At 62.6% G+C, this 12661-nt stretch carries 8 protein-coding genes; all 8 read right to left on the bottom strand.

Annotated elements, in window-relative coordinates:
• Window positions 1-36: 36 nt before the first annotated feature.
• The 8 genes from BJN45_RS15090 to BJN45_RS15055 all read right to left on the bottom strand — a co-directional run bounded on the left by BJN45_RS15090 (window position 37) and on the right by BJN45_RS15055 (window position 12569).
• The gene (locus BJN45_RS15090) at window positions 37-2391 is read right to left on the bottom strand and encodes an ATP-binding protein (RefSeq protein WP_076096664.1); all 2355 of its coding nucleotides are present in this window, start codon (window positions 2389-2391) and stop codon (window positions 37-39) included.
• The gene (locus BJN45_RS15085) at window positions 2388-2906 is read right to left on the bottom strand and encodes a YfiR family protein (RefSeq protein WP_076096662.1); all 519 of its coding nucleotides are present in this window, start codon (window positions 2904-2906) and stop codon (window positions 2388-2390) included. Before BJN45_RS15085 ends, BJN45_RS15090 begins: the two co-directional genes overlap by 4 nt.
• Window positions 2906-4867, bottom strand: coding sequence for a TonB-dependent receptor plug domain-containing protein (locus BJN45_RS15080; protein ID WP_205750605.1), 1962 nt, complete (start codon window positions 4865-4867; stop codon window positions 2906-2908). The genes BJN45_RS15085 and BJN45_RS15080 overlap by 1 nt, the downstream gene beginning before the upstream one ends.
• A 71-nt stretch (window positions 4868-4938) precedes the next feature.
• Window positions 4939-5742, bottom strand: a complete 804-nt coding sequence (locus BJN45_RS15075; protein ID WP_076096660.1) for a secretin N-terminal domain-containing protein — start codon at window positions 5740-5742, stop codon at window positions 4939-4941.
• An 11-nt stretch (window positions 5743-5753) separates the two neighbouring features.
• Entirely contained in the window at window positions 5754-6872 is a 1119-nt protein-coding gene (gene zapE / locus BJN45_RS15070; RefSeq protein WP_076096658.1) for a cell division protein ZapE, read from the bottom strand.
• Between the two features lie 95 nt (window positions 6873-6967).
• Window positions 6968-8389, bottom strand: a complete 1422-nt coding sequence (gene lpdA, locus BJN45_RS15065; RefSeq protein WP_076096657.1) for a dihydrolipoyl dehydrogenase — start codon at window positions 8387-8389, stop codon at window positions 6968-6970.
• A 75-nt stretch (window positions 8390-8464) separates the two neighbouring features.
• Complete coding sequence (gene odhB / locus BJN45_RS15060) at window positions 8465-9703, bottom strand: 2-oxoglutarate dehydrogenase complex dihydrolipoyllysine-residue succinyltransferase (RefSeq protein ID WP_076096655.1); 1239 nt, start codon at window positions 9701-9703, stop codon at window positions 8465-8467.
• 25 nt (window positions 9704-9728) lie between these two features.
• The gene (locus BJN45_RS15055; protein WP_430793448.1) at window positions 9729-12569 is read right to left on the bottom strand and encodes a 2-oxoglutarate dehydrogenase E1 component; all 2841 of its coding nucleotides are present in this window, start codon (window positions 12567-12569) and stop codon (window positions 9729-9731) included.
• Window positions 12570-12661 lie beyond the last annotated feature (92 nt).

Here is a 12661-nt window from a genome sequence, read left to right as displayed (position 1 = left end):
AAACCCGGCTTCGTGCCGGGTTTGTCTTTTCCGGGATCAGGTACTGGCGTTGTCCCAGTCATCGAGCGCGGCGTGGACCCCGGAAATGAAGTTGCCCAGGCCGTCGGCGCAGCGCTCGGCCGGCACCACGCAGGCCGCGGCATCGCCGGCACGCGCCGCCAGTTGCAGATCGGCGGCCAGTGCGCTGACCGAGACGACACCGATGGTCGCCAACGAGCCTTTCAGCGCATGCGCCAGACGCTCCAGCGCAACCAGGTTGCCCTCGGCCAGCAGGCGCCGGATTGCCGCCGCATCTTCGCCATGCACGCGGGCGAAGGAAATCAGCAGATGCGCCAGGAAATCGGCTTTTTCCCGGGCGACCAGCAAGCCCTTGGCAAGATCGAGATCGGCAATCGTCCGCAAGCGCTCTGCCAGCGTCTCGTCGACTTCTGCGGCCAACGGGACGGCTTCCTCGACGATGACCGGTAACTCGTCACTGGCAGGCAGCCATTGTTCGAGCACCGCATAGAGCATTTCCGGTGCCACCGGCTTGGCGATGAATGCGTTCATGCCGGCTTCGAAGCAGTGTTTCCGGTCCTCGTCAAAAGCGTTGGCGGTCATCGCGACGATCGGCACGGTAGTCCCGGCAGGCAGGCTGCGAATCGCACGGGTCGCCTCGACACCATCCATTTCCGGCATCTGCATGTCCATCAGGACCAGCTGGTAATCGCCGGTGCGGAACATTTCCACCGCTTGGCGCCCGTTGACCGCAACATCGGTTTTCAGGCCGACGGCTTCGAGCATGTCGAGCGCAACCTCGCGGTTGATTTCGTTGTCCTCGGCGAGCAGCAGGCGAGCACCCGCGCAATGCTGCAGCAGCTTGCCGCTGTCGGCGAGCGCATTGCTGCCGGGTCGTACCAGCGCCGCCGGGTCGCCCGTGTGCAACACCGCCGAGAACCAGAACACGCTGCCCTTGCCGGGTTCGCTGATGACGCCGATATCGCCGCCCATCAACTCGGCCAGCCGCCGGGTGATGGTCAGACCGAGGCCGGTGCCGCCATATCTGCGGGTGGTCGAGGCATCGCCCTGCTCGAAGGCTTCGAACAACTTCGACTGGCGATCGACGGGAATGCCGATCCCGGTATCCTCGACCGAAAACCGCACACGCAGGACATCGCCTTCGGCACGTTCGAGCGAGGTGCGGATGACAATGCCGCCGCGCTCGGTGAATTTGACTGCGTTGCCGGCAAAATTGAGCAGTCCCTGGCGCAGCCGGGTCGGGTCGCCACGCAGGCAGCGCGGTACCTCGCCACGATCGACGGCGACCGTCAGATCCTTCCTGGCAGCAGCTTCGGCGACCAGCGTCTGCACCTGTGCCAGCACGTCGTCGAGCGAGAAATCGGTTTCCTCCAGCTGCATCCGGCCAGCTTCGATTTTCGACAGGTCGAGGATGTCGTTGATCACCGTCAGCAGATGCTGGCCGGCCGCCTCGATCTTGCGCAGGCGGTCGCGCTGTCGCGGGTCAAGCGACGTCCGCTGCAACAAGCCGGTCAGACCGATCACCGCGTTGAGCGGCGTCCGGATCTCGTGGCTCATGTTGGCCAGGAACCGGGTCTTGGCACTGCTGGCAATCCGCGCCTGTTCCATGGCTGCGGTCCGCTCCTTGAGCAGCACCTGCAACGAATCGCGATGTTCGCGCAGGCTCTGGTCACGGCTGCGGATCTCGTCGAGCATCGCGTTCAGGCCCCTGGCCAGCGTGTCGAGTTCGTGGATGCGGCTGGGGCTGGCGCGCAGACTGAAATCACCGTAGTGCGAGACCTGCTCCATCAGCATCGTCAGCTCAGCCAGCGGCCGCAAGGCGCTGCGGCTCAAGCGGCGGGAAAGATGCTGGCCGAGCAGCAGCGCCAGCAAGGCCGCGGAAAAAATGACCGCCAGTTGCACCAGCATTTGCCAGTACAGCGCCCCAAGGCTGGCACGCAGATAAAGGCTGCCGAGCGCTTGCCCCTGATGATGAATCGGCTGGACCAGTTCGACATGGCCGGCAAAATAATCGATGCCCTCGCCGACCGCGGGAAGCTTCGCCGGCAACGCCTGAGCCGCAGTCAGGTATTGCGCGAAGGGCATCCCGGCCTCGTCATACACCACTGTGGCGAGAACTTCCGGCGCATGCTCGAGCGAACGCAGCAAGGCCGTGGCATCTGCCTCATTGCGGAAAGCCAGGCTGGCACTGAGATTCTCGGCGAGGATCGCGGCCTGCCCGCGATGGGCGTGCAGCAGCGCTGAGACACCGAGGATAAGGCTGCTGGCGACGACGATCAGCGCAAAGATGCCCAGCGCACCCGCAAGAATGCGCCGGTTGATGCCGGCCAGTCGTTGGCCAAGCGTGATCGTATGACTGCTGTCATGATTCACTGGACCACCTCGCTGGCCAGCCGCAACAGCTTGGAACTGAGACCGAGACCACGATTGCGTGCCTCGGCCAGATTCGCCCGGAAGCCGAGCCGCCCATCCGCCATTTCCATGTTCAGGACGATGCCGCGCGCACTACCGCCGGGCGCATCGGCCACCGTCAGCACCGGCCGGTTACCCAGGTGTTCTAGCACGCGCGGCAGGTTGCCGATGGCGGCCTGGCCGATGAAGACGACGTGGCAGGCTGCCAGCGCATCGACGCTGCTGGCGCGCCGGATTGCCAGGCTGCCGCTGCCGATCTTGCGGCCCTGCAGCGCATCGATTTCACGACCAAAGGGATCGGGACCATAAATACAGACATTGAGCACAGGAGGAGCCGCTTCCGGCCAGGTGGTGAAGGCAATGAAGTTGTACAGCACACCGGCCTTCAGCTGATACTCGGTAAAACCCTGGCCAGCCACCGGCGTGGCCAGCAGCGACGCGCACAAGGCGAGGAGCAGAAGGCGCAGGCGCGACATCAGAAGCGGTAATCCATTTTCAGCAGCACGGCCCGCCCGTCCTGGGTGAAGCTATCCTGCCAGTTGCTGTCGGCACCGGGATGGCGGTAGCGCCGGTCGAACAGGTTGCGCACGCCGAGCGACAGGTCGACACCGCGAATCCAGCCCTCGGCACTTAGGTTCAGGTGAGAAAGGCTGTAGGCATCGAGGTTTGCGCCAGCCAGCGTACGCCGCCGACCTTCGAAGCGGTATTCGTAACCGAGGCGCAGGCCGTGCCAGGGCAGCGGATAGATCAGGTTGAGCCGGCCCAGCCAGCGTGGGGAGTTTTCCAGTTCCCTGCCGCCCGGGTAGGCAACATCCTGAAACGACACGCTGCCGCGCAGGCGGACGCCCGATGGCCAGTGGCGTGCGGCTGACAGCTCGACGCCCCGGGCGTCGATGCGCTCGCCCGAGCGGTATTGCGTCAGGCCGCTGACGGCATCGGTGTTCAGCGTGATGATGTCCTTCAGGCGCCAGCGATAAAGCGAGGCGCGCAGGCTGGTGCCGTTGCCCAGGCGATGGTCGGCGATCAGTTCGTAGGTATCGACGGTCTCGCTGTCCAGGCCGGGATTGGCAAGCTGCGAGACGGTATCGTCGTAGTCGCGCTCGTAGGCATTGGGTTCGCGGTGGGCGCGGCCGTACAGCATCTTCAGCGTGGTTGCCGGCGCTGCCTGCCAGATCAGGCCGAGCCGCGGACTGAGCTGGGAGCCGCCGACATCACTGTGGTCGGCGCGCATGCCGATGATCGAGGTCCAGGCATCGGCAAATTGCCATTCATCCTGGAAATAGACGCCTTGACGCCGGCCGTCGCCACGGATCAGCGTGTCGATGCCGACGGTGGTCGGGTCGTCGTTGCTCTGCATGATGCGGCTGTTGCGCTGCCACTCGGCACCGAACAACAGCTTGTGCCCGGCAATACCAGTATGCAGCAGGCGCAGTTCGCCGCCATGCCAGTCGCTTTCCCCCTTGGCCAGGTTGGGCACGCCGCTGTAATGAAAAATGCCGTCGTAACGCTGTCGACCGTAAAAAACGCGGGCCAGGACTTCCAGCTGGTCGTTGAGGTAGCTTTGCCGGTACTGCAACTGCATCACGCTGTAGGCATCGCGCTGGTACTGGCCATCGGCCAGCGCATCGGCGAAGAACGAAGCCGTCGGATCATCCTTGCGCCGCTTGCCACTGGCGACCTCGGCCGACCATGCGCCACGGGCGACGCGGGCGAAGAACTCGCGGTCACGCTCACTGTCCTGACCGGCAACGCGCCCGGCAACATCGCTGCCGCCAGGACCGGCACCGGGGTAAGCCATGTTCAGCGTCTGGCCGTCGGCACGCAGGCCGGAAACCGAAAACATGGCGTCGACGCCGTTCTCCAGGCGGCGTCCCCAGCTGATCCGCGCCTCCCGCTGGTTGCCGCGATTCTTCCAGGCCACCGCGGCTTCGCCGCCATCGAGGCTGGCACCGTCGCGGGTAATGATGTTGACCACGCCGAACATCGCATTCTGCCCATAGACCGCACCGCCGGGCCCGCCGATGAATTCGATCCGTTCGACCAAGTCGATGTCGACCGGAAAATCCCGGCCGATGCTCCCGCCGTCGTACAAGGCATCGTTGATGCGGTTGCCGTTGACCGCGACCAGCACGCGCGTCAGGTAATCGCCGGGCAGGCCGATGCCACGGGTGCCGATGCTGCCGTACTGGCGATCGTACGAGGCATGGATGCCAGGCAGACTGGACAGCGCCTCGTCGAGCGTGCGCCAGCCGAAAGCCTTGATCTCGTCGCGGGTGATCACACTGGCTGCCGCCGCCACCTGGCTCTGCTTCTGCGCGTACTTGGCTGCCCCGGTGACCGTGACTTCGAGCAGATCCTCAAGGCTGAGCGCTGCCGCATCCACCGTTTGCGCACTCGCCGGCGCAGCCGCCGCGATGGCAAGAACGAACGCCGGCAAAAGCGCTCCCGAGCTTTTCCTGCCCATCATCTCCCCCGTTTTTTCTGTTTTATTGCGGTCGACCGCAAGAATCAGTCAATTTCCTCAACCATCAACCAGATCGAGCGTGCATCGCGCATCTGCCCGGTGCCGACGCTGTACGAACCGCCCTGACGCGTGGTCGCCTGCTGGCCGGTGCCGCCAAGCTCGATCCATTCGCCCAGCCGGCCGTTGACCGTGGTCGCCAGTTGCTGCGAGGCAATCGCGCCGTTGCGACGGCCCTCCAGTTGTTCGGCCTGCTGCGAGATTTCCAGCGTCACCCGCTCGCCGCTGACCCGCGGACTGGCGTAGAAACCGCTGCCGATATCGCGATAGACAATGCTGTCATTGACGATGGCGCCACCCGGCCCGACGGCGATCTGACGCATCGGCACCGGCAGCGAACGGCCGACCTGGATGAAGGCACGACCGCCTTCGACGGTCTGCACACGCTGCGCTGCATTCTCGCCGCGCTGGCTGCGGGTATCCCAGACACGTGCCTCGACGTTGGCCTGCGGCTTGCCGCCGAAGATGACCTGGCCGACGGCGTTGGCGCCACGATTTTCGGCCTGCTGCTGGCGGTCATGGGCAACGTGAATGATCAGCCGCCGCGCCGGCTTGTCGACGGCCGCCAGCGCCCGCTTGATGTCCTCGCGATTGCGCGGCGAAGCACGCAGGAACAGCTGGTTGTTCATGCCGGTCAGCGTGCCGCCCGGCTCGACCAGCGGCAGCAGCACCGGCAGCACTTCGTCCACGGTCCGGCTCTTCAGTTCAATGACTTCCAGTTGCTGCGCTGTCGCCAGGCCGATCCAGAACGCGAATATTGCGGTCAACAGGGTTTTCAGCGCAGTTTTCATGAATGGGCTCCTCAGGGGGCGACGATGTGCGGCAAGGCCAGGTATTCGCGCGAGTTCATCTCGGTCAGACGACTTACTGTACGCTTGAATTCACTGGCCTGGGTACCTTCGGTGTACAGATCGTCGGCGGCACAATCGGCGGTGGCGATCAGCTTGACCTTGTTGTCATAGAAGACATCGACCAGCCAGGTGAAGCGCCGGGCCTCGGACGCCTGGTGCTGCGTCATTTTCGGAATGTGCGAGAGCAGCACCGTGTGATAGCCGCGCGAGATTTCCAGGTAATCGTTCTGCGAACGTGGACCACCGCACAGCGTCCTAAAATCGAACCAGATGACGCCATGGCCACGGCGCACCGTCGGAATCTCCCGGCCGAGCACTTCGATATGCCCGCCCTTCTTTCCTTCTTCACCGGCGACCATGCGGAAATAATCGAGCATCTTCTTCTCGGCGGCCGCGTCGGCCGGATGGTGATAGATCTCGACCTGCTCCAGCGCGCGCAAGCGGTAATCGATGCCGGCCTCGACCTCGAACACGTCGAGGTGCTTCTTCAGCAGCGCGATGGTCGGCAGGAAACTCTCGCGATGCAGGCCGTTCGGATAGAGCATGTCCGGCGGGTAGTTGGAGGTCATGACGACGATGACGCCGCTGCTAAACAGGCCGTCCATCAGGCGCCCGAGAATCATCGCGTCGGCGATGTCGGACACGTGGAACTCGTCAAAACAGAGCAGGCGCACGTCCTTGGCGATGTCGGCAGCGAGCTTCAGCATCGGGTCCGGCTCGCCCTTGTATTTCTCCAGATCGCGGTGGATCTGCTGCATGAACGAGTGAAAGTGCAGGCGCTTCTTGCGCCGGTACGGCACCGAATCGTAGAAGCAGTCCATCAGGAAGCTCTTGCCGCGTCCAACGCCACCCCAGAAATACACACCTTTCGGCGGCTTCGGCGGCGACAGCAGGCGCTTGAAGGTGCTGCTGCGGTCGACCTTGAACGACAGCAGATTCGTATATAGCGACTGCAGGGCGCTGGCGGCCGTCAATTGCGCCGCATCGGCAATGTAACCGCGGGCGTCGAGCAGGTTCTTGTAGGCGTCGAGCATGCCCTGCGCAGCGACGTTCAGTTTTCTGTGAGGCATCGGGGAATTTTCGTTATTGGAATGATTGGCTATTTTGCCAAATAAAAAGGCGGGTGCGTTACCGCAACCCGCCTTTGGCGCAACGAATGTGGCGATTAGAAGTGCAGCGAGCGCTTGTCGCAGGCCAGTGCCGCTTCGTGCACGATTTCCGACAGCGTCGGATGGGCGTGACAGATGCGGGCCAGATCTTCGGAAGCACCAGCAAATTCCATCGTGACGACAGCTTCGGCGATCAGTTCAGAAGCGCTGTTACCGATGATGTGCACACCGAGGATACGGTCGGTCTTGGCACAGGCCAGAACCTTGACGAAGCCGCTGGCATCGCCGTTGCCGAGGGCCCGGCCGCTGGCCATGAACGGCACCTTGCCCGGCTTGTAGGCAATGCCTTCGGCCTTGAGCTGCTGTTCGGTCTTGCCGACCCAGGCGATTTCCGGATGGGTGTAAACGACGCCCGGGATGGTGTCGAAGTTGCAGTGACCGGCCTGACCGGCGATCAGTTCGGCAACCATGACGCCTTCTTCGGAAGCCTTGTGCGCCAGCATCGGACCACGAACGACGTCACCGACCGCCCAGACGTTCGGCAGGTTGGTCTGGCAGTGGCCGTTGACTTCGACCTGACCGCGCTCATTGAGCTTCAGGCCGACGGCATCGCCGTTCAGACCGTCGGTGTTCGGGATACGGCCGACCGAGACGATCAGCTTGTCGCATTCGAGCTTCTTGGCGCCGTCCTTGTCTTCGTACTCGACGGTGACACCCTTCTTGGTGACCGAGACCTTGCCGATCTTGACGCCGGTAGTGATCTTCAGGCCCTGCTTGGTGAACAGCTTGAGCGCTTCCTTGGCGATGTCCTGGTCGGCGAACGGCATGAAATCCGGCGCGGCTTCGAGCACGGTGACATCAGTACCGAGACGACGCCAGACCGAGCCCATTTCCAGACCGATGACGCCGGCGCCGATGACGCCCAGACGCTTCGGCGCGGCTTCGAAATCGAGCGCACCGACGTTGTCGCAGATGACCTTGTTGTCGACCGGAATACCGTCGAGGTGACGCGGCTTCGAGCCGGTGGCGATGATCACGTGCTTGGCCAGCACGATCTCTTCACCGACCTTGACCTTGTACAGATCGCCTTCCTTGCCGGCAAAGCTGGCGTGGCCGTTGAGGCCGGTGACCTTGTTCTTCTTGAACAGGCCACGGATGCCGCCGGTCAGCTGGGTGACGATGGTGTTCTTGCGACCGACCATGGTCGGCACGTCGATCGCCACGCCCTTGGCGGAAATGCCGTGCATGGCGAAGGAGTGATTGGCTTCTTCGTAGAGTTCGGAAGAGCGCAGCAGGGCCTTGGACGGAATGCAGCCCACGTTCAGGCAGGTGCCGCCAAGACGCGGTTCACCCTTCGGATCGGCATAGGCTGCGGATTCGGCACAGGCGGTGTTGAAACCGAGCTGGGAAGCGCGGATGGCGCCAACGTAGCCGCCGGGGCCACCACCGATGACGAGCACGTCGAATTGCTTGGACATGTGTAAACCTTTCAGATTGCAGATGTGCAAAAGCGCCAGTACCCGGAATCGGGCACTGGCGCCGGCAAACGTCGATCAGACGCCGAGAAGCAGACGGGCCGGATCTTCCAGCGCTTCCTTCATGGCCACCAGACCGAGGACGGCTTCGCGGCCGTCGATGATGCGGTGATCGTAGGACATGGCGAGGTAGTTGATCGGACGCACGACGACCTGACCATTTTCCACCACGGCACGGTCCTTGGTGGCATGAATGCCGAGGATCGCGGATTGCGGCGGGTTGATGATCGGGGTGGACATCATCGAACCGAAGATGCCGCCGTTGGAGATCGAGAAGGTGCCGCCGGTTAGGTCTTCGATGGACAGCTTGCCATCCTTGGCCTTGTTGCCGAACTCAGCGATCTTCTTTTCGATGTCGGCGATCGACATCTGGTCGGCGTTGCGGATGATCGGCACGACCAGGCCACGCGGCGAACCGACGGCGATACCGATGTCGATGTAGCCGTGGTAGACGATGTCGTTGCCATCAACCGAAGCGTTCAGGATCGGGAACTTCTGCAGGGCGGCACAGGCTGCCTTGACGAAGAAACCCATGAAACCGAGGCGAACGCCGTGGGCCTTCTCGAACTTCTCGCCGTACTGCTTGCGCAGGGCCATGACCGGGGCCATGTTCACTTCGTTGAACGTGGTCAGGATGGCATTGGTGGCTTGCGATTCGAGCAGGCGCTCGGCGATGCGGGCACGCAGACGGGTCATCGGCACGCGCTCTTCGGTGCGATCACCCAGGGCGACGCCGGACGGCGGCACCGGCAGCGAGGCAGCAGAAGACTTGGCGGCAACGACCGGACCAGCGGCAGCAACCGGCTTGGCCTGGGCAGCAACGGCATCTTCCTTGGTCACGCGACCACCACGACCGGAACCGGCGACGTCGGCAGCAGCAATGCCCTTCTCGTCGAGGATCTTGCGGGCGGACGGGCTGGCCGTACCGGCCGTGGCGGCGGCAGCCGGCGCCGGGGCAGCAGCCGGTGCGGCAGCCTTCGGTGCTTCGGCAGCAGGTGCCACGGCACCGGCAACAGCAGCGGTATCGATCCTGGCGATCAGTTCGCTGGAAACGACAGTCTCGCCATCGCCCTTGATGACTTCCACCAGCACACCAGCGGCCGGCGCCGGCACTTCGAGGACGACCTTGTCGGTTTCGATGTCGATCAGGATTTCGTCACGGGCGACTGCTTCGCCGATCTTCTTTTTCCAGGATGCGAGCGTGCCCTCGGCGACGGACTCGGAGAGTTGCGGAACTAGGACTTCAATGATGCTCATGGGTGACTCCACTCTGCTTTCGTTATTAGTAGTCGATCTTGCCCAGCGCGGACTCGATCAATGCTTTCTGCTGTTCGTTGTGCTTGGCCAGGTAACCCACGGCCGGCGACGGAGAAGCAGGACGCGCAACCAGCAGCAGCTTCTGCTTGGCGTCGAGACCGGTGTCCAGGTGATGACGCGAGGCGAACCAGTACCAGGCACCCTGGTTGCGCGGTTCCTCCTGCGCCCAGACGATCTCCGCAGCCTTCGGATACTTGGCCAGTTCCTTGGACAGCGAAGCCGATGGGAACGGATAAAGCTGTTCGATACGGACGATGGCGATATCCTTGATCTGCTTCTCACGACGTGCATTGACCAGATCGTAATAGACCTTGCCGCAGCACAGCACAACACGCTTGACCTTCTTGGCGTCGATCGGATCGACTTCGCCGATGACACGCTGGAATTCGCCATTGGCCAGTTCGTCGAGCGACGAGGCGGCATCCTTGTGGCGCAGCAGCGACTTCGGCGACATGACGACCAGCGGCTTCCGCTGCATGCGCACGGCCTGCCGGCGCAGCATGTGGAAAACCTGGGCGGCCGTAGTCGGGACGCAAACTTCAATGTTCATTTCGGCACACTGGTTCATGAAGCGCTCAAGGCGTGCGGAGGAATGCTCCGGACCCTGACCTTCGTAACCGTGCGGCAGCAGCATGACCAGACCACAGGCGCGGCCCCACTTGGCTTCACCGGAAGTGATGAACTGGTCGATGACAACCTGCGCCCCATTGACGAAGTCACCGAACTGGGCTTCCCAGACGACGAGTTCGTACGGATTGGCCGAGGCATAACCGTAATCGAAAGCCAGCACAGCCTCTTCCGACAACACCGAGTCGTAGCACTGGAAGCCGGCCTGCTTTTCCTGCAGGTTCTTCAACGGATGGTAAGTACCCTCATCCCAGCTGGTACGGTTCTGGTCGTGGAAGGCAGCGTGACGGTGGAAGAAGGTGCCGCGACCGACGTCTTCACCGGAAATGCGCACGCCGTAGCCGGAAACCAGCAACGAAGCATAGGCCAGGTTCTCGGCCATGCCCCAGTCGACCGGCAGCTTGCCCTCGCCCATCGCGGCGCGGTCTTCGGCGATCTTCTTGACTCGTGAATGCAGCGTGAAACCTTCCGGGAAGGTCGTCAGGCGCTGGGACAGACGCTTCAGTTCTTCTACCGGAACGCGGGTATCGCAGGTCTCGATGTAGTTCTTCGTCAGGAACGGCGTCCAGTCGATCGTCATCGGATGCTTGTAGCCGGCCAATACCGGGTTGTACAGCAACTCGCCCTTGTCCAGATGCTCGCGGTATTCCTTGATCATCTGATCCGGACCTTCAGCCGGCAGCGTGCCTTCGGCGACCAGCTTGTCGCCGTAGAGCTTGCGGGTACCCGGGTGCTTGGCGATGATCTTGTACATCAGCGGCTGGGTGACCATCGGCTCGTCCTGCTCGTTGTGGCCGAGCTTACGGAAGCAGAAGATGTCGATGACGACATCCTTCTGGAAGGTCTGGCGATACTCGATGGCCAGCTGGGTCACCAGCGTGACTGCTTCCGGATCGTCGCCATTGACGTGGAAGATCGGTGCATCGACCATCTTGAAGATGTCGGTGCAATAGTGACCGGTGCGGTAGTCGCGCGGATCGCTGGTGGTGAAACCCACCTGGTTGTTGACCACGATGTGCAGTACGCCACCGACACCATAACCACGGGTCTGCGCGAAATTGAGCATTTCCTGGTTGACGCCCTGGCCGGCAACGGCCGAGTCGCCGTGCACCAGGATCGGCAGCACCTTGGTCTTGCTGCCTTCGCCGCGGCGAACCTGACGGGCGTAGACCGAACCGGCAACCACCGGGTTGACGATTTCCAGGTGCGACGGATTGAACGACAGCGTCAGGTGGCAGGCGCCGCCCGGGGTATTGACGTCGGACGAGAAGCCCATGTGGTACTTGACGTCGCCGGCCGAGAGGTCACTCTTCTTCTTGCCTTCGAACTCGGCAAACAGCATCGACGGAGCCTTGCCCAGCGTATTGACCAGGACGTTCAGACGGCCGCGGTGGGCCATGCCGACAACGACTTCATCAACGCCCATGGCGCCGCCGCTACGGATTGCTTCGTCCATCGAGACGATCAGCGATTCGCCACCTTCGAGCGAGAAACGCTTCTGGCCGACATATTTGGTATGCAGATAACGCTCCAGCGTCTCTGCTGCGGTCAACCGTTCAAGAATGCGCTTTTTCTGCTCGGCATTGTAGGTCGGACGCGAACGGATGCTCTCGAGACGCTCCTGCAGCCAGCGCTTCTCGTTGTAATCCGTCATGTACATGTACTCGACACCGATGGTGCCGCAGTAGGTCTGCTTCAGCGTTTCAAGAATCTCGCTGAGCTTGGCGTTTTCCGGCAGGCCTTGCAGCGAACCGACGTTGAAGGTCTGGTTCAGGTCGGCATCGGTAAAGCCGTAGAAGGACGGCTCCAGTTCGTCCAGCTTCGGTCGCGGCAGGCGCTTGAGCGGATCGAGATCGGCCCAGCGGGTACCGAGCGAGCGATAGGCGGTAACCAGTTGACCAACGGCCGACTGCTTCTTGTGCTCGGACTTCGACGATGCCGGTGCGGCCGGGCGGAAACCGCCATCCTTCGCCAGTTCGGCAAAGGCAGCGATGACCGGGGCGTGGGCGACGTCACGGGCAACGAAGCCCGGCATCTGCGCGAGGTGATCGAAATAATCGCGCCACTCTGCCGGAACAGAGGTCGGATCGTTCAGGTAATTTTCGTAAACTTCCTCGACAAACGGTGCATTACCGCCAAAGTAAAGCGTGCTGTCGAATTTTTCATTCATCGTGGTCATAGGCGTCCCCACCAGGGTTTTATTCTCTGTCGCTGCGAATGCAGACTGACAATTCTCCGCATGTAAAAAAGGGCGGCCCACGGCCGCCCGAT

It is taken from the genome of Azonexus hydrophilus, from assembly GCF_001956855.1.
Taxonomy (GTDB): domain Bacteria; phylum Pseudomonadota; class Gammaproteobacteria; order Burkholderiales; family Rhodocyclaceae; genus Azonexus; species Azonexus hydrophilus_A.
Note: the sequence above shows the minus strand (reverse complement) of the source record. Positions and strands in the feature narration are given on the sequence as shown.